At 70.8% G+C, this 21,498-nt stretch carries 21 protein-coding genes; 8 read left to right on the top strand and 13 right to left on the bottom strand.

Features of this window, described 5'->3' with window-relative positions; genetic code table 11:
• Position 1: 1 nt before the first annotated feature.
• Both leuE and ABZ928_RS32080 read right to left on the bottom strand, forming a co-directional pair.
• Positions 2-649, bottom strand: coding sequence for a leucine efflux protein LeuE (gene leuE, locus ABZ928_RS32085; RefSeq protein ID WP_361526618.1), 648 nt, complete (start codon positions 647-649; stop codon positions 2-4).
• 18 nt (positions 650-667) lie between these two features.
• On the bottom strand, positions 668-2,248 hold the full coding sequence (locus tag ABZ928_RS32080) for a methylmalonyl-CoA mutase family protein (protein ID WP_361526615.1): 1,581 nt from the start codon (positions 2,246-2,248) through the stop codon (positions 668-670).
• Positions 2,249-2,379: 131 nt separating this feature from the next.
• Here ABZ928_RS32080 and ABZ928_RS32075 point away from each other — a divergent pair, with 131 nt between their 5' ends.
• The gene (locus ABZ928_RS32075; protein ID WP_361526612.1) at positions 2,380-3,216 is read left to right on the top strand and encodes a L,D-transpeptidase family protein; all 837 of its coding nucleotides are present in this window, start codon (positions 2,380-2,382) and stop codon (positions 3,214-3,216) included.
• Positions 3,217-3,439: 223 nt separating this feature from the next.
• Here the strand turns inward: ABZ928_RS32075 and ABZ928_RS32070 are convergent, their stop codons facing one another.
• From ABZ928_RS32070 to ABZ928_RS32050, 5 genes are all read right to left on the bottom strand, one after another.
• On the bottom strand, positions 3,440-4,636 hold the full coding sequence (locus ABZ928_RS32070; RefSeq protein ID WP_361526609.1) for a hypothetical protein: 1,197 nt from the start codon (positions 4,634-4,636) through the stop codon (positions 3,440-3,442).
• Positions 4,636-5,322 (bottom strand): RNA polymerase sigma factor, encoded by a 687-nt coding sequence (locus ABZ928_RS32065; RefSeq protein ID WP_361526606.1) that lies wholly within the window; start codon positions 5,320-5,322, stop codon positions 4,636-4,638. The genes ABZ928_RS32070 and ABZ928_RS32065 overlap by 1 nt, the downstream gene beginning before the upstream one ends.
• A 327-nt stretch (positions 5,323-5,649) precedes the next feature.
• The gene (locus ABZ928_RS32060) at positions 5,650-6,435 is read right to left on the bottom strand and encodes a hypothetical protein (RefSeq protein ID WP_361526603.1); all 786 of its coding nucleotides are present in this window, start codon (positions 6,433-6,435) and stop codon (positions 5,650-5,652) included.
• 102 nt (positions 6,436-6,537) lie between these two features.
• Complete coding sequence (locus ABZ928_RS32055) at positions 6,538-7,155, bottom strand: RNA polymerase sigma factor (protein ID WP_361526600.1); 618 nt, start codon at positions 7,153-7,155, stop codon at positions 6,538-6,540.
• A 206-nt stretch (positions 7,156-7,361) separates the two neighbouring features.
• Positions 7,362-7,796, bottom strand: coding sequence for a hypothetical protein (locus ABZ928_RS32050; RefSeq protein WP_361526597.1), 435 nt, complete (start codon positions 7,794-7,796; stop codon positions 7,362-7,364).
• Between the two features lie 294 nt (positions 7,797-8,090).
• On the opposite strand from ABZ928_RS32050, the gene ABZ928_RS32045 reads away from it, so the two are divergent.
• On the top strand, positions 8,091-10,685 hold the full coding sequence (locus ABZ928_RS32045) for an FG-GAP-like repeat-containing protein (protein WP_361526594.1): 2,595 nt from the start codon (positions 8,091-8,093) through the stop codon (positions 10,683-10,685).
• A 50-nt stretch (positions 10,686-10,735) separates the two neighbouring features.
• Here the strand turns inward: ABZ928_RS32045 and ABZ928_RS32040 are convergent, their stop codons facing one another.
• Both ABZ928_RS32040 and ABZ928_RS32035 read right to left on the bottom strand, forming a co-directional pair.
• Positions 10,736-12,211 carry an MFS transporter gene (locus tag ABZ928_RS32040; protein WP_361526591.1) on the bottom strand — a complete coding sequence of 492 codons (1,476 nt, stop codon included), beginning with the start codon at positions 12,209-12,211 and terminating at the stop codon, positions 10,736-10,738.
• Between the two features lie 62 nt (positions 12,212-12,273).
• The gene (locus tag ABZ928_RS32035; RefSeq protein WP_361526589.1) at positions 12,274-12,672 is read right to left on the bottom strand and encodes a hypothetical protein; all 399 of its coding nucleotides are present in this window, start codon (positions 12,670-12,672) and stop codon (positions 12,274-12,276) included.
• 178 nt (positions 12,673-12,850) lie between these two features.
• Here ABZ928_RS32035 and ABZ928_RS32030 point away from each other — a divergent pair, with 178 nt between their 5' ends.
• Entirely contained in the window at positions 12,851-13,336 is a 486-nt protein-coding gene (locus tag ABZ928_RS32030; protein WP_361526586.1) for a DUF1877 family protein, read from the top strand.
• Positions 13,337-13,352: 16 nt separating this feature from the next.
• On the opposite strand, the gene ABZ928_RS32025 is transcribed toward ABZ928_RS32030, so the two are convergent.
• The 4 genes from ABZ928_RS32025 to ABZ928_RS32010 all read right to left on the bottom strand — a co-directional run bounded on the left by ABZ928_RS32025 (position 13,353) and on the right by ABZ928_RS32010 (position 17,073).
• Positions 13,353-13,901: a hypothetical protein gene (locus tag ABZ928_RS32025; protein WP_361526584.1), complete on the bottom strand. Its 549-nt coding sequence runs from the start codon at positions 13,899-13,901 to the stop codon at positions 13,353-13,355.
• 86 nt (positions 13,902-13,987) lie between these two features.
• Positions 13,988-14,491, bottom strand: a complete 504-nt coding sequence (locus ABZ928_RS32020; protein WP_361526581.1) for a hypothetical protein — start codon at positions 14,489-14,491, stop codon at positions 13,988-13,990.
• A gap of 104 nt (positions 14,492-14,595) precedes the next feature.
• Positions 14,596-15,291 carry a DUF4328 domain-containing protein gene (locus ABZ928_RS32015; RefSeq protein ID WP_361526578.1) on the bottom strand — a complete coding sequence of 232 codons (696 nt, stop codon included), beginning with the start codon at positions 15,289-15,291 and terminating at the stop codon, positions 14,596-14,598.
• Between the two features lie 162 nt (positions 15,292-15,453).
• On the bottom strand, positions 15,454-17,073 hold the full coding sequence (locus ABZ928_RS32010) for a glycoside hydrolase family 20 protein (RefSeq protein ID WP_361526725.1): 1,620 nt from the start codon (positions 17,071-17,073) through the stop codon (positions 15,454-15,456).
• Positions 17,074-17,303: 230 nt separating this feature from the next.
• Between ABZ928_RS32010 and ABZ928_RS32005 the strand changes: the two genes are divergently transcribed.
• The 5 genes from ABZ928_RS32005 (at position 17,304) to ABZ928_RS31985 (ending at position 21,463) form a co-directional block, all read left to right on the top strand.
• A complete protein-coding gene (locus ABZ928_RS32005; RefSeq protein WP_361526576.1) occupies positions 17,304-17,900 on the top strand; it encodes a 2-oxo-4-hydroxy-4-carboxy-5-ureidoimidazoline decarboxylase in 597 nt (198 codons plus the stop codon).
• 156 nt (positions 17,901-18,056) lie between these two features.
• Positions 18,057-18,437 carry a succinate dehydrogenase, cytochrome b556 subunit gene (gene sdhC, locus ABZ928_RS32000; protein ID WP_361526573.1) on the top strand — a complete coding sequence of 127 codons (381 nt, stop codon included), beginning with the start codon at positions 18,057-18,059 and terminating at the stop codon, positions 18,435-18,437.
• A 5-nt stretch (positions 18,438-18,442) separates the two neighbouring features.
• Positions 18,443-18,925 carry a succinate dehydrogenase hydrophobic membrane anchor subunit gene (locus ABZ928_RS31995; protein WP_361526570.1) on the top strand — a complete coding sequence of 161 codons (483 nt, stop codon included), beginning with the start codon at positions 18,443-18,445 and terminating at the stop codon, positions 18,923-18,925.
• Positions 18,926-18,947: 22 nt separating this feature from the next.
• A complete protein-coding gene (gene sdhA / locus ABZ928_RS31990) occupies positions 18,948-20,702 on the top strand; it encodes a succinate dehydrogenase flavoprotein subunit (RefSeq protein WP_361526567.1) in 1,755 nt (584 codons plus the stop codon).
• On the top strand, positions 20,702-21,463 hold the full coding sequence (locus tag ABZ928_RS31985; RefSeq protein ID WP_046261720.1) for a succinate dehydrogenase iron-sulfur subunit: 762 nt from the start codon (positions 20,702-20,704) through the stop codon (positions 21,461-21,463). The genes sdhA and ABZ928_RS31985 overlap by 1 nt, the downstream gene beginning before the upstream one ends.
• Positions 21,464-21,498: the final 35 nt, after the last annotated feature.

Raw genomic sequence — 21,498 nt, 5'->3', positions numbered from 1 at the left:
GTCAGGCGCTGGCGAGCGACAACTTCACCGCAAACCCGAGAAACAACGCCCCCGCAGCCGACGTCGCCCCCGCCGACAACCGCCGCCGCCTCCGGAACGCATCCGCCAACCGCGTCCCACTGAAGATCAGCGCGGTGAGGTACAGGAAGCTCGCGGCCTGCGCGAACGCCCCCAGCACCACGAAGGACAGCGCCGGATACGCGTACCCGGGATCGACGAACTGCACGAAGAAGGCGACGAAGAACAGGATCGCCTTGGGGTTGAAAAGGCTGATGACCAGGGCCCGGCGGTAAGGGCGCTCATAGGAGCCCCCCTCGGACGCGTCCGCGGCGGTCGCTTCCTTCCTCGACCGCCACATCCCCCACGCGGCTCGCAGCATCCCCACGGCCAGCCACGTCAGATACCCGGCGCCCGCGTACTTCACGATCCCGAACAGCACGGCGTTGGCCTGGAGCAAGGACGCCACCCCCGCCGCCGACAGCGTCATCAGCACGGTGTCCCCGCACCACACGCCCGCCGCCGCGGTGTACCCGGCCCGCACCCCGCGCCGGGCGGCGACGGACAGGACGTACAGCGAGTTGGGACCGGGCAGCAGGACGATCAGGACGAGTCCGGCCAAGTAGGTGGGAAGGTCTATGACACCGAGCATACGAACGAGTTTCGCACGCTAGAACGCATCCACCGGTACATAGGTCCCCCACACTTCCCGCAGCGCGTTGCACACCTCGCCGACCGTCGCCCGCGCCCGCAGCGCCTCCTTCATCGGGTACAGGACGTTGTCCTCCCCCTCCGCCGCCTTCCGGAGGGCGTCGAGGGCCGAGGTCACCGCCGCCTCGTCCCGTTCCGCCCGCAGCCGCGCGAGCCGCTCCGCCTGCTGGGCCTCGATGGCCGGGTCGACGCGCAGCGGCTCGTACGGTTCCTCCGCGTCCAGCTGGAAGCGGTTGACGCCTACGACCACCCGCTCGCCGGAGTCCGTCTCCTGGGCGATCCGGTACGCGTTCTGCTCGATCTCGTTCTTCTGGAAACCGTGCTCGATGGCGGCCACCGCACCGCCGAGGTCCTCGACCCGGCGCATGAGGTCGAGGGCGGCACCCTCTACGTCGTCGGTCATCCGCTCGATGACGTAGGACCCGGCGAAGGGGTCCACCGTCGCCGTCACGTCCGTCTCGTACGCGAGCACCTGCTGGGTACGCAGGGCCAGCCGCGCCGACTTGTCCGTGGGGAGCGCGATCGCCTCGTCGAAGGAGTTGGTGTGCAGGGACTGGGTGCCGCCCAACACCGCTGCCAGGGCCTGGACTCCGACCCGGACCAGGTTCACCTCGGGCTGCTGGGCGGTGAGTTGGACGCCGGCCGTCTGGGTGTGGAAGCGGAGCATCAGCGACTTGGGGTTCCTCGCGCCGAAGTCCTCCTTCATCACGCGCGCCCAAATCCTGCGGGCCGCGCGGAACTTGGCAACCTCCTCCAGGATCGTCGTACGCGCCACGAAGAAGAAGGACAGACGCGGGGCGAAGTCGTCGACGTCCATGCCCGCCGCGACCGCCGTGCGGACGTACTCGATGCCGTCGGCGAGGGTGAAGGCGATCTCCTGTGCGGGGGACGCGCCCGCCTCGGCCATGTGGTAGCCGGAGATCGAGATGGTGTTCCACTTGGGGATCTCGGTGCGGCAGTACTTGAAGATGTCGGCGATCAGACGGAGGGAGGGCTTGGGCGGGAAGATGTACGTTCCCCGCGCGATGTACTCCTTCAGGACGTCGTTCTGGATCGTGCCCGTCAGACGGTCGGCCGGGACGCCCTGTTCCTCCGCGACCAGTTGGTAGAGGAGCAGGAGCAGGGCCGCGGGGGCGTTGATCGTCATCGACGTCGAGACCTGGTCCAGCGGGATGCCGTCGAACAGCACCCGCATGTCGTCGACCGAGTCGATCGCGACGCCCACCTTGCCGACCTCGCCGTGGGCGATCGGGGCGTCCGAGTCGTGGCCCATCTGGGTGGGGAGGTCGAAGGCGACGGAGAGGCCCGTGGTGCCGTGGGCGATCAGCCGGCGGTAGCGGGCGTTGGACTCGATCGCGGTGCCGAAACCGGCGTACTGGCGCATGGTCCAGGGGCGGCCCGTGTACATCGACGGGTAGACACCGCGGGTGAAGGGGTACGCGCCCGGCTCGCCGAGCTTCCGCGCCGGGTCCCAGCCGGCCAGGTCCGCGGGACCGTAGACCGGTTCGATGGGCAGTCCGGACTCCGACTCGCGCGTCATGGTGTGCCGCCTCCCGCTCGCTGGCCCCCATCACCCTCATCACAATCCCGCGCTGTTCGCAACCAGTCATCCGCGGGAAGCCATCTGTGGTGACACCAGTGCACATCGGTGGTGAGAAGGCGGGGGCTCGGATGCGTACAGAGGGCATGGGGAGAGTGATCGCCGCGTTGGTGGCGGTGGCGGCCGTGGGCGGCTGCACCGTGCACGCGGCGGAAGGCGACGGGAAGAGCCCGGTGCGGGTCGAGCTGCCCAAGAGCTCCCCCTCCGCCACGCATGACGACAGCAACGACGGCGACGGCGACGACAAGCCGAGCGCGCCGCCGTCGAAGGCCGCGCCCGAGGTGCTGCTCTCCCCCGGTGACACCGGGCGTGACGTGCGGGAGCTCCAGGCCCGGCTGCGTCAGGTCGCCTGGATCTTCGAGGGGCCGACGGGGACGTACGACGACGCGACCGAGGAGGCCGTCAAGGGGTTCCAGGGCAAACGCGGGCTGCCGAAGACGGGCGAGACGGACACCGTCACCTGGCAGCGGCTGCTGAAGATGACGCACGAGCCCGGCAAGTGGGAGCTGTATCTGATGGGCGGGCAGCCGGCCGCCGCGCCCGACCCGCGCTGTACGACCGGGCGGGTGCTGTGCATCAGCAAGTCGAGCCGGACCTTGCGCTGGATGGTGGACGGGCGGACCGAGCTGACGGTGCCGGTGCGGTTCGGCTCGGAGTACACACCGACCCGGGAAGGCGTCTTCAGCGTCTACTGGAAGTCCCGCCACCACGTCTCGACGCTGTACGACTCCCCGATGCCGTACGCGATGTTCTTCAGCGGCGGCCAGGCGGTGCACTACTCGTCCGACTTCGCGGCCCGGGGTTACGCGGGCGCCTCGCACGGCTGCGTCAACGTACGGGACGAGGCGGCGATCTCGGAGCTGTTCGACGAGGTGCGCAGCGGCGACAAGGTCGTCGTGTACTGGTGACTCCGTGACCAGGTGACCCTGTGACCTGTGGGGGACCTGTGGGGCGCGGACGGGACCGGGGGAACGTGTCCCGCCCGCGCCAGGTGCACGAGCCGTGGGTACGGGGGGAACCCCGGCTCTGTGCGACGGCCGATGACCAGTCGGCTCACTCATGTCAGCGCCGGTCCGGGCGAAAACGTCACACCCGGCGCGAGAAAAGTTTCAGGCGTGACAAAAGCGCAGCTCAGAGGGCCGAATACGTCGGGCTGGGCGACGGGTCGGGTGCGGTCGCGGCGTGCCTGGGCAGCAGCGAGGCGGCTTCCGAGGAGGACGGTTCCGGGAGCGGGGACGGGGTGGTGAAGCCCCCGTTCCGGCGGTGGTCGTTGCCGCGGCCGGGGGCTCCGGGGTGGCTTTCGTCGTCGCCGCCCTTGCCGTCCTTGTCGCCCTTGCCGTCCTGGTCGTCGCCCTGGCCCTGGCGGTCGTCGCCCTGGCTCGGCCGGCCCTCGGTGTTCGGGTCCGTGTTCGCCAGGATCTCGTGGCAGTACTTCCACACCTGCGAGGAGCCGCCCGCGAACCCGTCCAGGGCCCGTCTGCGGTCGGCCGACAGCTGCTTGCCGTCACGCAGGTCACGGCAGGACGACAGGGCGCCGCTCCACCAGGAGCCGTAGCCCTTGTCCTTGTCGGCCGTACCGGAGCCGGGGTTCGTGCTCGGGTTCGCGCTCGGGTCCTTGCCCGCGTCCTCGCGGGAGGCACCCGGGTCGGCCGAGCCGTCGGGCGTCGGCTCGCCCTCGGCGCCGCCGCTGGGCGACGGGGACGACAGCGGGCGGTCCGGGGTCACGGCGGCCGAGACGGAGGCGTTGGGGCCCGGTTCGCCGTCACCGAACGGGCTCGGCAGGATTCCGGTTCCCGCCGCCACCGCCACTCCGCCGGCCATGCCGAGGGCGAGCGCTGCGGCGAGACCCAGGCGGACCGGACGGCCGCGGCGGGGGCGGAGGGAGCGGGAGGCGCGGTGACCGGGCGTGTGACGGCCGGGGGCGCGGTGGTCCGGGGCGCCGATACGGATGAGACCGGCGTCGGAGAAGCGCTCGTCGGCGCCGGGGGCCGGGTGGGTCGTACCGGAAGCGGTGGAAGGTGCGCCGGAAGCCGCGCTGGAGGGCGTGGCGGCCGCGCCGGAGGTTCTGGCGGTCGCCCCGAACGCCGTGGTCGTCGCGGGGGCGCGGTCCGCCCGTACCTTGCGGAAGGCGGCCAGTGCGGCGGCCTCGCCGGGGAGTTCCACGCCGTTCGGCGGGGGGTCCGTGGTGAGCGCGCCGAGGGTCTTGGCGAGGCGTTCGGCTTCGTCGCGGGCGGCGGGCTCGACAGCGTTGTCCAGTGACTCGCCGCGCAGCAGACGCTCCGCCGTTTCGGCGTTCAGCCACTCGTTGTTGTCGGCGTTGTCGGCCATCACATGTCCTTCTGCGTCCGCGGACGCGTATGCGTCACACTCGCGGACGTCACCGCGCGGCTGTGCGGTTCTCGCTGCGGTTCTCGCTGGGGTTCTCGCTGGGGCGGGAGCGCGTCGAGGACACCGGCCGATTCCGGATCGCCCGCGATCAGTTCGGCGAGCTTCTTCAGGCCGCGGTGCGCGGCGGTCCGTACGGCTCCCGGCCGTTTGCCCAGCGTCTCGGCGGCGGTCTTGGCGTCGAGGCCGACCACCACGCGCAGGACGACCGCTTCGGCCTGGTCCTGCGGGAGCCGGGCGATGAGGGAGAGGGTGCTGTCGGTGGCCAGGGCCTCGATGGCCTCGCCCGCGGTGTCGGACTCGGCGGCCTTCCCGGTCAGTTCGGTCTCGTCGCCGCCGATCGCGGGGCGGCGGCCGCGCATCCGTATGTGGTCCAGGGCGCGGTTGCGGGCGATCCGGGCGGCCCAGCCGCGGAAGCGGTCCGCGTCCCCGCTGAACCGCTCCAGGTCACGGGCTATCTGGAGCCAGGCCTCGGAGGCGACGTCCTCGGCGTCCGGATCGCCGACCAGCGTCCGGACGTAGCCGAGCAGCCGCGGGTGCACGGTGCGGTACACAGTCCGGAACGCGGTCTCGTCCCCGTCCTGCGCCGCAAGCACCGCGGCGGTCAGCTCCGCGTCATCCCCCAGCACGCATGGTTCCTCAGTCGATGGTCGCGGCCCCGGGGCCGCCTGCGATTGCGGTGATCCTTCGCCTCCGCGCTCGGCGCGAAAGGCACGTTACGACCTGAAACCGCTGCTCGTCCATGTCCGTACAAGATGCAACTACCTCGTGAGGGGGTCGGTACGCCTCCGGGTGTGACAGAAAACGCATCCACGGCGCTGAAGAAAGTACGGGCCGCCGCGCGGCCCGTGCCGCGCGACGGCCGGGGCCTCTCCTGTGGGGGGTGGCGGCCCCGGCCGTCTCCGCGTGACTGACTCACTGCCGAGGGGCTCACTGCCGAGGAGTTACCGCAGGAGTTACTGCTTGTCCTTGCCGGAGGCCTTGTCGGCCTTCTCCTCGCTGCTCTTCTCTTCGCTGCTCTTGGTCGCGCCCTTGCCGGGGCTGTCCGGCTTCTGCGTCGCCTTGCCCTGGCCCTGCTGGTCCGCCTGCTCCAGCTGCTCGGCGCAGTAGGCCGCGACCTTGCTCTCGCCGCCTGCCGCCTCGACGAGGCGCTGCCAGGCGGTGGAGTTGAGGGCGTTGCCGCGACCGCTGACGTGCTCGTAGGCACGGCAGTGGGCCTCGGTGTCCTGGGCGGTGACCGGGCGGTCGGAGGCGCCGGAGGAGGAACCGGCGGAGGCATCGGCGGAGGGCGTGGTGGTCGGGCGGGCGGGCGCGGAGGTGTGCGGGCCGGCCTGGTCCCCGGTGCCGGACGACGAGCCGACCGTGCCGATCGCGGCGAACGCGACCCCGCCGAGGGTGAGGCTCGCCACGAACACGGAGAGCGTGGCCTTCAGCGAGCGCGACAGGCGGCGCTGCTCGCGCGGCCGCCAGTCGTCCCGGCGGCGGGTGCGGGCGGGTGCCCGGTGCGCCCCGGCGTCACGGGCGGCACGGAACGCGGCGACGGCCTGCTGCTCGCCCGCGGCACCTGCACCGGCACCGCTGTCGTGGGTCTCGCGCATGGCGGCGGCGAGCAGCGTCTCCAGCTCGGCGCCGGTCGGAGAAGCGGCGTCGCTCGGAGAACCGGCACCGTTCGGAGAACCGGCGCCGCCAGGGTGCACACGCCGACGGCCGGAAGCCCCGCCGCCGCTCTGCCCTTCACCCATGCCCGATCCCGTTCCCGTCCCTGTCCTGGTCCCGGTCCCTGTCCGGCCGGTCGCCGCCGCCGTTCACCTCGACTTCGTTCACGTCGTGCGCTTCGGCGTTGTTCATTTCGACTCCCCCAGCGTTCGGGGGCCGTCATCCGTCACACTCTCGATGCCCAGCTGCTGGGCGAGCCGCTTCAGCCCCCGGTACGCGGCGGTGCGCACCGCGCCGGGGCGCTTGCCGAGGACGCGGGCGGCGGCGGGGCCGTCGAGACCGACGACCACACGCAGCAGCACGGCCTCCGCCTGATCGCGCGGCAGCCCCCGGACCAGCTCCAGCGCGTACGCGGTGGAGAGGGACTCCAGTGCCTGGTCGTGGGTGCTGTGCGGGCCCGGCAGATCCAGTACGTCCTGCTCCAGCGCCGCCGACCGGGGCCGTACCTTCTGCCGCCGCAGATGATCCAGCGCCCGGTGCCGGGCGATGGTCGCGCTCCAGCCCCGGAAGCCGGCCCCGTCGCCCTTGAACCGGCCGAGGTCGCGGGCGATCTCCAGCCAGGCGTCGGAGGCCACGTCCTCGGCGTCGTCCCCGACGATGCCGCGCAGGTAGCCGAGCAGACCTGGCTGCACGAGCCGGTACGCGACCGCGAAGGCGGCCTCGTCGCCTTCCTGGGCCCGCGCGACAGCCGCGCCAAGCTCCCCGTCGTACGCCTGCACGCGGCGGGGTTCCCCTCCTCGACCCAAGAACTGTCCTCGTCCGTACTGGTTCATGGCGGTTTCATGCCGTGCGGCACGACCGCCCTTGCGGGGTTTCCCCCACGGTCAACAGCGCCTGGCGGCACAGAAGTGTCACTGTGTCCCACCCGGTCGTACGACGACGTCCCGCCCGGTCGTACGACGACGTCCCACCCGGTCGTACGACGGCGCCCGTCAGGCCCCGCCCCTCACCGTCAGGCCGCGCTCCTTCTGCGGGCCCGCCCGTGCAGGGTCAGATAGAAGGTCTGGAGGGACTCCTCGGGGCCGCCCGCCTCGAAGCGGTTGAGGACCTTGCCGAGCGGGTTCCAGACCCGGCCGTCGGGCATCCGGACGCCGACCGGCTGGCCGAAGTACGCGCGCTGCGTCTCGTCCAGTTCGACCCACACCGCGCCCGCCCGGCGCACCAGTACCTCACCGACGTAGGCGCCGAGGGCGAACAGCGGCTCGCGGACCCGTTCCTGGTCGGCGCCGCCCTTGCGCAGCCCGTCGACCAGGAAGTCGACGACCCGCAGGCTGGCCACCGAGTAGTCCAGCGGCAGCCGGTTGCGGGCGGTGACCCGCGTGACGAACTCCCCCGCCGCCCCGCGCATCCCGCTCGCCCCCACCACACGCCCGGCCTGCTTCCCCATGGCCCCCACCCCTTCGTTCGGCTCGCACTCCCCGCTGTCCCAGCGGATGGAGCGCCGGGAGCATCACGGGTCACGGGCGTGGCGATTCCCACACAGGAAAACCACAGCGGCCGTACAACCCTTTGCGCCGGTGATGTTTGGCCAGAGCTGTGCGCTGTGTCTATGTGCTGCCCAAGTGGCAGGAGATACGACCGAGTTCATTTCACAGGGGTGGGGTAGTTGAGTCCTCGCAGGAGCCGTGCGTACAGACCTCTCAGTCTCAGGAGACGGGCCTGGCTGACCGCCGGGGCCGTCGTGCTGAGCGGCGCGGGCATCGTCACGTACGCCATGGCGGACCAGGGCGCGCAGTCCGACGGCAAGGCGGGGACGCGCAAAGCCGCCGTCCACACGCTGAAGCTCCAGAGCGAGGGCGCCGGCCGCAAGGGCCTCGCCAAGCGGGACACGAACCGGTTCAGCGCGCTGCTGGTGACCTGGGACGACGCCGACGCCAAGGCCAAAGGCACGCCCGAGGTGCGCACCCGGGACCTGGAGACCGGCAAGTGGTCCGGCTGGCAGAAGCTGACCGTCGATCCCAGCCAGGCCGACGGCGCCGAGGGCGAACGGGCCGCGCTGCGCGGCGGTACGGAGTCCCTGTGGACCGGCGACTCCGACGGCGTCGAGGTACGGGTCGTGAACGCGGACGGCACGGAGGCGGGCGGGCAACCGGCCGGGATGGACGTCAAGCTGCTCGACCCGGGGACGGATCCCGGGGGCAAGGGCGGGGTGGAGCCGGCGGGGTTCGTGGCGGAGACGGTGACGCCGTCGGCATCGGATTCGGCATCGGGGGCGCCCACGGAGTCGGTGTCCCCGTCCGGATCTCCTACGGAGACGGTGTCAGCGTCCCCGTCGGCATCGGCATCGGCATCTGAGTCGGTGTCCGCGTCGCCATCCCCCTCCCCCACCTCCACCGTCCCGGCCCCCCGACCCTCCACGGTCGTGAAGCCGCCGGTCATCACCCAGGCCGAGTGGGGCGCGTCCACGGACTACGACGGCACCCCCTCCTACGGTGCCGAGATCAAGGCCGCCGTGATCCACCACACCGGCGTGGACAGCGACAACACCCTGTCCTGCGCCGACTCCCGCGCCCGTCTCCGCTCCATCCAGCAGGAGCACTTCGCGCGCGGCTACTACGACATCGGCTACAACTTCGTCGTCGACAAGTGCGGCCAGATCTTCGAGGGCCGCAGCGGGGGCATGGACCTGCCGGTGGTCGGCGCGCACGACATCGGGTTCAACACCAACACGGTCGGCATCTCGTACATCGGCAACTACGAGTCGGCCAAGCCGAGCAAGGCCGCGCTGGACGCCATCGCGCGGATCGTGGCGTGGAAGTTCGGCATGTACGGCATCGACCCGACCGGCAAGGTCACCCTGGTCTCCGGCAGCGACGCGGGTGTCGACGGCAACAAGGTGGCCAAGGGCAGCTCGATCACCCTGCCGCGCGTCTTCGGGCACCGCGACACCAACGCCACCGCCTGCCCCGGCGCCAACCTCTACTCCAAGCTGTCGCGGATCGCGGCGCTCGCGAAGACGCCGGGCATCTCGCACGCCCTCGCAACCAGCGACTACAACCGGGACGGCGTGACCGACCTGGTCGCGGGCGTGCCGAAGGCGAACGCGGTGAAGGTGGTGCCGGGCAGCGTCAACGGGCCCGTCACGGCGGGCAAGGTGACGCTGACTCAGAACAGCGCGGGTGTCCCCGGCGGCACCGAGACCGGTGACGCCTTCGGTGCCGCCACCGCCTGGGGCGATGTCAACGGCGACGGTTACGCCGACCTCGCGATCGGCTCCCCCGGCGAGGACGACACGGTCGGCACCGATCGCGGCAATGTGACGGTGATGTACGGCCCGGCGCTCAACACCGGCTTCTCGTACAGCACTTCGGGCGTCACGGCGACGGGCGCCAAGCTCGGTTCGACCGTCACCGTCGGCGACTTCAACGGCGACGGCAAGGCGGACGTCTTCGCGGCGGGCGCGGGCAAGGGCGGCAACTGGAACGTGCGTCTCGGCGCCGGCAAGTACCAGTACGGCACGCTGACCTCCGCCACCGGCGCGGTCGCCTACCTGGACGCCGCGACCGGCGATTTCAACCGGGACGGGTACGCGGACGTCGCCCTCAACTACCGCGACACCGGCGGCATCGGCCGCGTGGTCCGCTTCGCGGGCTCGGCGACGGGCCTGACGAAGGTGGGCGTGATCTCGGTCAAGGGCGGCCGGTCCGTCGCGGCCGGTGACGTCAACGGCAACGGTTACGACGACATCGTGATCGGCCAGCCGGTGGCCTCGGAGTCGGGCGGTGTCTCGGGCGGCCAGATCACCATGGTCCCGGGTACGTCCACAGGCTTCACGACCACGGGCATGACGACCATCCACCAGGACACGGCGTCCGTCCCGGGCGGCAACGAGTCCGGCGACGCGTTCGGCAGCTCGGTCTCGATCGGCGACTACAACGCCGACGGCTACGCGGACGTCCTCGCGGGCGCCCCCGGCGAGGACCTGGTCCGCGACGGCGTGAACCGCACCAACGCGGGCGACGCGATCCTGGTCAAGGGCGCGTCGACCGGCCTCACCGGCACCGGCTCGATCGGCATCTCCCAGGACACGTCGACGATCCCCGGCGCCACCGAGACCGACGACCGCTTCGGCTCCTCGGTCACCCTCACCGACCTCTCCGGCTACGGCCGCGCCGACCTCACCTTCGGCGCCGACAACGAGGACACCGGCGACGGCATCCTCCTCCACGTCCCGAGCAACAGCACGGGCCTGGGCTACGCGGAGGCGGCGATCTACAGCAAGACGGCCCTGGGCACCCCGACGGACGCCCGCCTGGGCCAGGTGCTGACGCCGTAAGGCGCAGGAACAGCGGCCGGGGTCTCCACCACTGCCGGAGACCCCGGCAGTCACCCCCGCAGATCCACCGGCTCCGCCTCCTTCGCCCCGGCCGCCCCCGGCGGCGTCGGCGCGCTCCGCGCGTTCACCACCACCCCGGCGACCAGCGCGGCCAGCAGCAGCGCGGCCATCGCCCACCAGGTGGCCACGTTGAACCCGTGCACGGTCGCCCGGGCCGCCAGCTCCCGCCGGTCCACGCCGGGCCCCGCGTGCGCGGTCGCATAGCGTGCGGTCACGCTCGCGGCGATCGTGTTCAGCAGGGCCGTACCGATCGAACCTCCCACCTGCTGGGCGGTGTTGAAGGTCGCCGAGGCGGCACCGGAGTCCTGCGGCGCGACGCTGCCGGTGGCCAGGGACACGGACGTCATCATCGCGGTGCTCATGCCGAGCCCGAGCATCAGCATGCCGGGCAGGACATGCGAGGCGTACGCCGGTTCGACCCCGACCTGCGCGATGACCGCCAGCCCGCCCGCACCGACGAGCAGCCCCGGCACGATCAGGAACCGCGGCTGCACCTTGCCCAGCAGCCGTGCCGCGATCTGCGTCGACCCGACGATCATCGCGGCCGTCATCGGCAGATACGCGCACCCGGTCCTCAGCGGCGACCAGCCGAGGACGCCCTGCAGGTAGTACGTGAGGAAGAGGAAGACGCCGAACATACCGATCGTCACGAGCAGCACGGTGAGGAAGGCCCCGACCCGCTGCCGGTCCTTCACGACGGTCATCGGCAGCAGCGGCACCCGCGCCCGCGTCTGCCACACCCCGAAGGCGGCGAGGAGTGCGACCCCGCCCACCAGCAGCGTCACGACCAGTCCGTCGCCCCAGCTCCGGGACTCCGCCTCGGAGAAGCCGTAGACGATCGACAGCATCCCGGCCGAGCCGAGCAGCGCGCCCGGCACGTCGAGACGGGCGTCGGGATGCCGTTCGCCGGGGGCGAGGATGACCCAGGCGCCGGCGAACGCGATGAGCGCGACGGGCACGTTGACGTACAGGCACCAGCGCCAGTCCAGATACTCGGTGAGCAGTCCGCCCGCGAGCAGCCCGATCGCCGCGCCCGCCCCGACGATCGCCCCGAACACCCCGAAGGCCTTCGCCCGGTCCTTGGGGTCGGTGAACGTCGTCGCGAGCAGTGCCAGCGCGGAGGGTGCGAGCAGCGCGGCGAACACACCCTGGAGCGCCCGCGCCCCGAAGAGCGTCGCGGAGCCCGTCGCGGCCCCGCCGAGCGCGGAGGCGGCGGCGAAGCCGAGCAGCCCGATCATGAAGGTGGTACGGCGTCCCGCGAGGTCGGAGATCCGGCCGCCGAGGAGCAGCAGTCCGCCGAAGGCGAGGGTGTAGGCGGTGATCACCCACTGCCGGTTCCCGTCCGACATGTTCAGGTCGGCCTGGGCGGACGGCAGGGCGATATTGACGATGGTCATGTCCAGCACGACCATCAACTGGGCGAGCGCGATGACGACGAGCGCCCACCAACGACGGTTGTCGGCCATGGCCCCATCGTGCTCCCGCCACCCACTGCTTGGGAACGCGAGCGTCTCTTATTACGGCGTTTTTACCGCCGTTCGAAACCGGCCCCCGTCGCGTCCCGGCACAGCAACCGCAACGACCCGTCCCCGGCGAAACCCCGCCGCGCCTCGTCGATCGGATCCCACAGCTTGCCGTCGGGCGTACGGATCCAGTGGTCGCCCCCGCTCGCCCACCACTCGGCGCCCGACTGACGGACGATCACCTCACCGGCGTACGCCCCGAAACCGCGCAGCACCGCCTCGACGGCGCCGTACGGTGTGCCCTCGCGGCGCAGGTCCTCGATCATCCGGTCGACGCTCCACAGGCTCTGCGCCGAGTAGTCGAGCCGCACCCGCGCGCCCTCGCGCATCGTCGCCACCGCGTCCGCCGCCCAGCGCATCGGCTTCGTCGCCGCGGAGGGCCGGGTCACGGGCTGTGTCGTCACATGAGTCGTCACATCCCCAAGAGCGTGCCGGAGTGCGCGATCGTCACCGTTTCCGGCCGGATCCGCGAGACCGGCGCAAGACCGCCCCACCTCCGCCGCACGACGGTCACGCACCGTTCTCAGCTGGGCGTTTCGCCCGGGAGTGACGGTTCGCGGCCCCTGTGCGCTCCTGTCACTGATGAGCATGTACTTCCACTTCCGCGCCATCCGGCCCGCCGCGCTCCGCAACAGTCCGGCCTGGCTGGAGAAGCTCTTCGAGGACGACTGGGACGCCGTACGGGAGCGGATCGGCAGGCACCGGGAGGAGGTGCTGGACAAGGGCTACCTCGACCACGAACTCCTGTACGCCGGCACCGAGGGCGGCGACAGCCCGGCCGCCCAGGTCGTCCTCGGCGGCCGCCCCCTGCCCCACCCGGACCCGGCCCTCCCGCCCTTCGTGCTGCTGACCGCGGCCCAGGCCGGCCGAGTCGCCGCGTATCTCGCCGCCGCCGACTTCGACGACCTGTGGCTGGACGCCCGCGACCTGCTCCTGAAGTCGTACGGCGGCCAGGAGGCCGAGCCCGAGATACACGGCGCCTTCGCGGCGGCCCATCGCGACCTGACGGCGTTCTACGGGCAGACGGCGCACTACGGCGACGCGGTGGTCAAGTGGCTGGTGCCGTAGGGGCGGTCCAGTGGTGTCAGCTGCGCCCCCGCGCCCGCCGTGACACCACCGCGCGCAGGACCCGGCGCCCCTCCACGGACACTTCGAGCGCGCGCCGCAGCCCCGCCGTGCCGTGCCCGGCGACCACCTCCAGGACGGTGATCTGGCGGCGCAGTTCGGCGGCGACGAGCGGGGGCACGCCGTCCGTACGGCCCTCCCGGCAGGCGTCGACGGGGGTGCCGGCGGAGGCGGGGTCGAGGAGCCGGTGGATCTGGAGCGAGGCGACGGAGCAGGCGTCGGCCCACACCCGTACCTCGCCGGCGTCCGGAGCGGCGGGCGCGGCGTCGAGCATCCGGCGGGCGAGCACGGCGGCCTCGTCCTCGCCGGCGTCCTCCCCCGCACCGAGCTTGCCGCGCGCGGCCTCAAGCCCCGCGCCCCAGTCCCCGGTGTCGGCGAGGCTCGCCCACAGCGGCCGCAAGAGCTCGTCGTCGCCGCCCAGCAGGGGCACGCACCGATCCAAACAAGCCAACCCGCTGGCGGCCAGTCCGCGTTCGTCGGCCTGAGCGATCAGCTCCACCAGACTCATCCACGCCTCCATCAGGGCGGTGCCGTCTGCGGTCTTCCCTAACGGAGCCCGCACTTCCCCTTACTGCGTGCGACGGCGCCGGAGTGTCACAGGGGCACTACCGCCAGCCGGTCGAGCAGCCGGAAGAACAGGTTTTCGGCCAACGGGTCGGCCTCGGCGGTCAGTACCTCCAGCACGGCCCCGGCCTCGACCGCGCACCCCGCCTCCTCGGCCCAGGCGACGGCCCGTTCGGCCGCGTCCCCCGGTTCCAGGAAGTAGTCCTCAAGCGTGAGGCCCTCTTTGTCGGCACCGATGTACTGAGCCATCGCGGTCCGCGCCAGACAGGTCGTCCACGCCCCGCTCTCCGGCCCGGCCGCCTCCACGACCACACAGTCGCTGTCCATCACATACCCGAATAACGCGGGCGCCCCGGTCTCCTGGGCCAGCGCGTTCATCGACCCGACGTCCCCGTCCCCGCTCGGGTACTCCCACACCTGCCATCCCCCGGGCGCCTCCGCCCGCAGGCTCAGCCCCTCGGCCCCGGCCAGCGCGTCCAGCTCACGGAGCGGCCGCGCACTGCGGCCCACGACGTAATACCCCCAGTAGCCCATTCCCGGCTCCCCCCCGGCGTCTCGGCTGCGGCTCAGCTGTGACTCGGGGCCGAATACACCACAGTCGTACGGCAGTTCGCAGCCGGATCGGACAATCCGGGACCTCAGACGGCTACGGGGGCGGGCCCGCCCAGGGCCTTCTCGTTCTGCATGCGCGTCAGCCGCAGGACCACGGCGATGGCGAGAGCGGCGGCCACGATGTCGACGACGTCGGCGAACAGCGTCTGCCCCGCCGCCATGTGGAGGGTCTCGGCGGTGTCGGCCCTGCGCCCGGCGCTCTGGGCGAGCCGTCCGGAGACCAGCGCGATGATCCAGAACGTCCACCAGGTGTTGACCAGCCCATGCGGCCGCGGCGCGCCCCAAGGGCTGCTGGTGTCCCAGATCTCCAGCGTGATCCGGCGCGGGAACCAGAGGTTGACGACCGGCACGAACCAGCCCCAGACCGCCCAGTGCCCCTTCATGCTGTGCCCGGACGGATCGAACACCTGGGCGTTGACCCGCACCCGGTGGAACCAGCACAGGTAGAGAACGACGGTAGCGATCAACGCGACCGTCTGGACGGTGCCGGCGACGGCGTACAGCCGGTCCGCCCGATCGGCCCGCTCGGTGAGCACGGCACCGAAGCCGTCGCCCATGAGGTCGCCCGTCACGTCGTACATGACGAAGTCCGCGTAGATCGCGAACAGGTCGGTGGCGATGACCGCGCCGAGCCCGGCGACGGCGGCCCACCCGAGCCCGATCGGCGACCGCAGCCAGACGGCCGGTGCGGGGCTGAGGTGGGCGTGCGGATTCTCGATCATGGTGAGGCGATCCCCCGAAGTACTGACTGGCAGTACTGACCAGAAGTCTGGAAGTACTGACTGGACGAACGGAACACCGCGCCCGGTCCTCCCCAGAACCTCACGCGCGGCATGCGGAACATACGGTTCACCATCCCCGTACGTCCACCCCATGCGCAGCGGTCAGCCCAGCCGATCCGCCAGCACCTTGAACTCCGCCCAGGAAAGGGACGGCTTCCCCGCGTGCCACAGCTTCTGGACCGTCGCCCGCAACGGCATCCGGACACCGGCCGCGATCTGGTCCTGCGTCTGGGCGTTCGGATAGTCGCCCCACACCGCGAAGGTCCCGCCGAGGATCTGGTCGTCGTACTTCGCGTCGACCGCCAGCGTGCCCCGCACCACCCGCGGCGTCCACAGCTCGTAGATCCGCTCCCCCGTCGGATAGACGAAGTTGTTGGGCTGCCCGAGGACGTAATAGAGGAACAGGTCGTTGTAGTTGACCAGTTCACGCCCCGCGCTCAGATACGCCACGGGCTGCCGCGCCCCGATCTCCTTACCGGTCCAGTACCCGACCCGGATGTCGGCGGCGGGCTGCACGGACGTGTCCGCGAAGAAGCCGTCGTTCCAGGCGAGCAGGGCCTTGTCGTGCGCGCGGACGGTGGTGGCACGGTCGTTGAGCCACTGAGTGGCGAGGTCCGCGATGGTCGCCCCCGCCCCGAGTTCCGCCTTCGCGGCGGCGGCCAGCTGCGGATACGTGGCCTCGGGGTTGCTGACCATCAGCGCCCGGTACTCGTCGCCGCCGAGGTTCCACTGCCCGCCGGGGAAGAGGTCGGCGTACTCGTCGAGCAGCTCGTCGACGATCGTGGCGGCCCCGTCCTTCGAGATGTCGACCGCGCCCCGCGCCGCCACGCCCTGCCCGCTGTACAGCTGGAGTTCGGGGTGGGCGGCGATGACCGCGCCCAGATGCCCCGGCGAGTCGATCTCCGGCACGACGGTGATGTGCCGCTCGGCGGCGAGCTTGAGGATCCGCTCGACCTCGGCCTTGGTCAGATGCGCGTCGGAGACGACCTCGGGATGCGAGGTGGACGCGATCCGGAACCCCTGGTCGTCGGAGAAGTGAAGCCCCAGCTGGTTGAACTTCAGGTCCCCGAGCTCCCGCACCCGGTCCTCGATCCACCCGGCGGTGTAGTACTTGCGCGCGATGTCGAGCATGAACCCGCGCACCGGCTTGGCGGGCGCGTCCCGCACGACCCCTTCCGGCGCGGTACCCCCACCGTGCACCTCCTGCTTGAGCGTCCGGGTCCCGTAGAAGACCCCGGCGTCGCCGGCCCCGCTGACGGCGACCCGCCCCCCGCGCACGGTGAGGGTGTACGACTCCGGGTCGGCCTTCTTGTCGTCGGTGAGCGTCAGCCGCAGATCCCCGGCCTTGTCGTCCGCCTTCACCCCGGCGTACGTCAGCCCCAGCTCCCCCGCGACCAGTCGCCCCTCGTCGGCGAGCGCCGCGTCGTTCACGACGACCCGCGCCCCGCTCCTCGGCCGCCACCCGGGGCCGCGCTCCGGGGTGTGCGCCTGTACGGCGGGAATCGTGCGCGGGGTCTGTGACAGGGGGTAGGAGCGGGTGGGTGTCGGGGTGGGCGTGTCCTGCCGCGCCGAGGCGGCGGCCTCGCTGCTGGACTCCCCGGCGGAGGGCTGCCGTACCGCCGAGCCCGTGGGCCCGCTGTCGTCGCCCCCGTCCCCGGAGGCCCACAGCCCGAGCCCCACGCCGGCCGCGACCGTCACGGCCACCGCCGTGAGAACGACCACCCGGGTCCTCACCTGCCGCGTCTTCTCCGCCGACGCCCGACGCCTGTGCTGGCTCACCACGCCAACCTAGACAGGTCCAGTGGCCGGAAGTGTCCACCAGACGCTCCGAAACTCTGCCGTTCGAGTGAAATTCGGGCATCCGTCGGACACGTCACGCCCACTCTCGATAACGTGACGCAACACCTCACACAGCTTCCCCTGCTCCCACAGCTTCCCCTGCCGAAACACACGTGACGCCCACACACCTTCCCGGCCGAGTCGCCATACCGGCGCTGCCCGAACAGACTCGTACCCCACCGTCGCCGAACCTGCTGGACGCCTTCAACACCGCGTCCGCGGAAGACGCCCACCACCTCCTCCTGTCCTGCCTCCGCAGCCTCCGCTGGGCCCGCCGAGTCGCAGACCACCGCCCCTACCCCGACCTGGAGTCCTTGCAGGCCGCGTCGGACGAGGCGGCGTACGACCTGTCCCCGAGTGACCTCTCGGAGGCGCTGGCGGGAGAGACACTGCCGACGCTTCCCGACGGTACGTACGGCGCCGCACATATGGCCCTCGACGCCGCACATGCCGCATACGAGGCCAAGTTCGGCCACGCCTTCGTCATCTGCCTCGACGGCCTGTCGAAGGGCGAGGCGTTGGACCACGTCCTGGCAGGCATCCGGTCACGATTGACAAACGATCCGGAGGAGGAGCGGGTGGTGGCAGCGGAGGAACTGCGACGCCTTGCAAAGGGACGGTTGGTAGACGTCCTCAGGGGCGCGGGGAACTGCGCGACAAGCCACAACGCACCCGCACCCGGCACACAACAGAACCACCCACCCCAGTAGCCCGTCCGTGCAACTTTGATCACATCGGTTGGGCCGCTGTAAGCATCCCGACAACACGTCGCTACGATGCTGGGGGCCGGTGGACCGTACCCGGCCGGGCCCGACCGACACCCAAAAGCCGGCGCGGCCCCAATCCCCGCTCCCGGAGGGACTTCCGTGCCGGCTGGAACGCTGTACCGCGGCCGGGAAGGAATGTGGTCCTGGGTGGCTCACCGAGTCACCGGCGTCCTCATCTTCTTCTTCCTGTTCGTTCACGTGCTGGACACCGCTCTCGTCCGTGTCTCCCCCGAGGACTACGACAGGGTCGTAGCCACGTACAAGACCCCGATCGTCGCAGTGCTGGAATACGGCCTCGTCGCCGCGATCCTCTTCCACGCACTGAACGGCCTGCGCGTCATCGCCGTCGACTTCTGGTCGAAGGGCCCGCGCTTCCAGAAGCAGATGCTCTGGACGGTCGTAGGCCTGTGGGTCGTGCTGATGATCGGGGCGATCTACCCCGTCCTCGGCCACGCCGCTCGTGAACTGTTCGGGAGCTGACGCGTATGTCCACCACTGAGAAGACCGCGACCGGGATCGGCCCCGTCGAGGGCGAGTCCCTCTACGACGTCGACAACCCGGCCCCCCTCATCGAGGCCCCGCGCAAGCGCACCAAGAAGACGCCGCGCTCGACCCGCGGCAACTTCGAGATGGCCGCGTGGCTGTTCATGCGGCTGTCCGGCATCGTGCTGGTCGTCCTGGTCCTCGGCCACCTGCTGATCCAGCTGGTGCTGGACGGCGGCGTGTCGAAGATCGGCTTCGCCTTCGTGGCCGGCCGCTGGGCGAGCCCCTTCTGGCAGGTCTGGGACCTGCTGATGCTGTGGCTCGCGATGCTGCACGGCGCCAACGGCCTGCGCACGGTCATCAATGACTACGCGGAGCGCGCGAACACCCGGCTGTGGCTGAAGGGCCTGCTCTACACCGCCACGGTGTTCACCATCCTGCTGGGCACGCTGGTGATCTTCACCTTCGACCCGAACATCCGCTAGGCACGGGGCTGAGGAATTCCTGATGAAGATCCACAAGTACGACACCGTCATCGTCGGCGCGGGCGGCGCCGGCATGCGCGCCGCGATCGAGTCGACGAAGCGCAGCCGTACCGCCGTGCTGACGAAGCTGTACCCCACCCGCTCCCACACGGGCGCCGCGCAGGGCGGCATGGCCGCCGCGCTGGCCAACGTGGAGGAGGACAACTGGGAGTGGCACACCTTCGACACGGTCAAGGGCGGTGACTACCTGGTCGACCAGGACGCCGCCGAGATCCTGGCGAAGGAGGCCATCGACGCCGTCCTCGACCTGGAGAAGATGGGCCTGCCGTTCAACCGGACGCCCAACGGGACGATCGACCAGCGCCGCTTCGGCGGTCACAGCCGGAACCACGGCGAGGCCCCGGTCCGCCGCTCCTGCTACGCGGCCGACCGCACCGGCCACATGATCCTCCAGACGCTGTACCAGAACTGCGTGAAGGAGGGCGTGGAGTTCTTCAACGAGTTCTACGTCCTCGACCAGCTGATCACCGAGGTCGACGGCGTCAAGAAGTCGGCCGGTGTGGTGGCGTACGAGCTGGCCACCGGCGAGATCCACATCTTCCAGGCGAAGGCCGTGATCTACGCCTCCGGCGGCACCGGCAAGTTCTTCAAGGTGACGTCCAACGCGCACACCCTGACCGGTGACGGCCAGGCCGCCGTCTACCGCCGCGGTCTGCCGCTGGAGGACATGGAGTTCTTCCAGTTCCACCCGACCGGCATCTGGCGCATGGGCATCCTGCTGACGGAGGGCGCCCGTGGTGAGGGCGGCATCCTCCGCAACAAGGACGGCGAGCGCTTCATGGAGAAGTACGCGCCGGTGATGAAGGACCTGGCGTCCCGGGACGTCGTCTCGCGCTCCATCTACACGGAGATCCGCGAGGGTCGTGGCTGCGGCCCCGAGGGCGACCACGTCTACCTCGACCTCACGCACCTCCCGCCGGAGCAGCTGGACGCGAAGCTGCCCGACATCACGGAGTTCGCGCGCACCTACCTCGGTATCGAGCCGTACACGGACCCGATCCCGATCCAGCCCACCGCGCACTACGCGATGGGCGGCATCCCGACGAACGTCGAGGGTGAGGTCCTGAGCGACAACACGACGGTCGTCCCCGGCCTGTACGCGGCCGGCGAGGTCGCGTGTGTGTCGGTGCACGGCGCGAACCGTCTGGGCACGAACTCGCTGCTCGACATCAACGTGTTCGGCCGCAGGGCGGGCATCGCGGCGGCGGAGTACAGCCACACCGCGGACTACGTCGAACTGCCGGAGAACCCGGCGGAGTTCGTGGTCGAGCAGGTCGAGCGGCTGCGCAACTCGACGGGTACGGAGCGCGTGTCGGTCCTCCGCCGCGAGCTCCAGGAGACCATGGACGCCAACGTCATGGTGTTCCGCACCGAGCAGACGATCAAGACGGCGGTCGAGAAGATCGCGGAGCTGCGCGAGCGCTACAAGAACGTCGGGATCCAGGACAAGGGCCGTCGCTTCAACACGGACCTGCTGGAGGCGATCGAGCTCGGCAACCTGCTGGACCTCGCCGAGGTCATGGCGGTCTCCGCGCTCGCCCGCAAGGAGTCCCGCGGCGGTCACTACCGCGAGGACTACCCCAACCGCGACGACGTCAACTTCATGCGCCACACCATGGCGTACCGCGAGGTCGGCGACGACGGCACCGAGTCCATCCGTCTCGACTACAAGCCGGTCGTCCAGACCCGCTACCAGCCGATGGAGCGTAAGTACTGATGGCTACCCCTGTTCTGGACAAGGTCGAGGCGGAGTCCGCGGCCTCTCCCTACATCACGGTCACGTTCCGAGTCCGCCGCTTCAACCCGGAGATCTCGGCCGAGGCGACCTGGGAAGACTTCCAGCTGGAGATCGACCCCAAGGAGCGCGTCCTCGACGGCCTCCACAAGATCAAGTGGGACCTGGACGGCACCCTCACCTTCCGCCGCTCCTGCGCCCACGGCATCTGCGGCTCGGACGCGATGCGGATCAACGGCAAGAACCGCCTTGCCTGCAAGACGCTGATCAAGGACATCAACCCCGAGAAGCCGATCACGGTCGAGCCCATCAAGGGCCTGACGGTCCTGAAGGACCTGGTCGTCGACATGGAGCCGTTCTTCCAGGCGTACCGCGACGTCATGCCCTTCCTCATCACGAAGGACACGAACGAGCCGACGCGCGAGCGTCTCCAGACGGCCGAGGACCGCGAACGCTTCGACGACACGACGAAGTGCATCCTCTGCGCGGCGTGCACGTCCTCGTGCCCGGTCTTCTGGAACGACGGCCAGTACTTCGGTCCTGCCGCGATCGTGAACGCCCACCGCTTCATCTTCGACTCGCGCGACGAGGCCGGGGAGCAGCGCCTGGAGATCCTCAACGACCGTGACGGTGTCTGGCGCTGCCGCACCACCTTCAACTGCACGGACGCCTGCCCGCGTGGCATCGAGGTCACGAAGGCGATCGCCGAGGTGAAGAAGGCGCTGATCACGCGCCGGTTCTGAGGTCGTTTTCGGTACGGCTGTGAGGGCCCCGTTTC

Source organism: Streptomyces sp. NPDC046909 (assembly GCF_040644695.1).
In the GTDB taxonomy this organism is placed as follows: Bacteria; Actinomycetota; Actinomycetes; order Streptomycetales; family Streptomycetaceae; genus Streptomyces.
This window is presented reverse-complemented; position numbering and strand designations above follow the sequence as displayed.

Bases quoted from the DNA above. Each gene is read 5' to 3' on its own strand.
- leuE (WP_361526618.1), bottom strand. From the start codon at position 649: ATGCTCGGTGTCATAGACCTTCCCACCTACTTGGCCGGACTCGTCCTG.
- ABZ928_RS32080 (WP_361526615.1), bottom strand. From the start codon at position 2,248: ATGACGCGCGAGTCGGAGTCCGGACTGCCCATCGAACCGGTCTACGGT.
- ABZ928_RS32075 (WP_361526612.1), top strand. From the start codon at position 2,380: ATGCGTACAGAGGGCATGGGGAGAGTGATCGCCGCGTTGGTGGCGGTG.
- ABZ928_RS32070 (WP_361526609.1), bottom strand. From the start codon at position 4,636: ATGGCCGACAACGCCGACAACAACGAGTGGCTGAACGCCGAAACGGCG.
- ABZ928_RS32060 (WP_361526603.1), bottom strand. From the start codon at position 6,435: ATGGGTGAAGGGCAGAGCGGCGGCGGGGCTTCCGGCCGTCGGCGTGTG.
- ABZ928_RS32050 (WP_361526597.1), bottom strand. From the start codon at position 7,796: ATGGGGAAGCAGGCCGGGCGTGTGGTGGGGGCGAGCGGGATGCGCGGG.
- ABZ928_RS32040 (WP_361526591.1), bottom strand. From the start codon at position 12,211: ATGGCCGACAACCGTCGTTGGTGGGCGCTCGTCGTCATCGCGCTCGCC.
- ABZ928_RS32030 (WP_361526586.1), top strand. From the start codon at position 12,851: ATGAGCATGTACTTCCACTTCCGCGCCATCCGGCCCGCCGCGCTCCGC.
- ABZ928_RS32025 (WP_361526584.1), bottom strand. From the start codon at position 13,901: ATGAGTCTGGTGGAGCTGATCGCTCAGGCCGACGAACGCGGACTGGCC.
- ABZ928_RS32020 (WP_361526581.1), bottom strand. From the start codon at position 14,491: ATGGGCTACTGGGGGTATTACGTCGTGGGCCGCAGTGCGCGGCCGCTC.
- ABZ928_RS32015 (WP_361526578.1), bottom strand. From the start codon at position 15,291: ATGATCGAGAATCCGCACGCCCACCTCAGCCCCGCACCGGCCGTCTGG.
- ABZ928_RS31995 (WP_361526570.1), top strand. From the start codon at position 18,443: ATGTCCACCACTGAGAAGACCGCGACCGGGATCGGCCCCGTCGAGGGC.
- sdhA (WP_361526567.1), top strand. From the start codon at position 18,948: ATGAAGATCCACAAGTACGACACCGTCATCGTCGGCGCGGGCGGCGCC.
- ABZ928_RS31985 (WP_046261720.1), top strand. From the start codon at position 20,702: ATGGCTACCCCTGTTCTGGACAAGGTCGAGGCGGAGTCCGCGGCCTCT.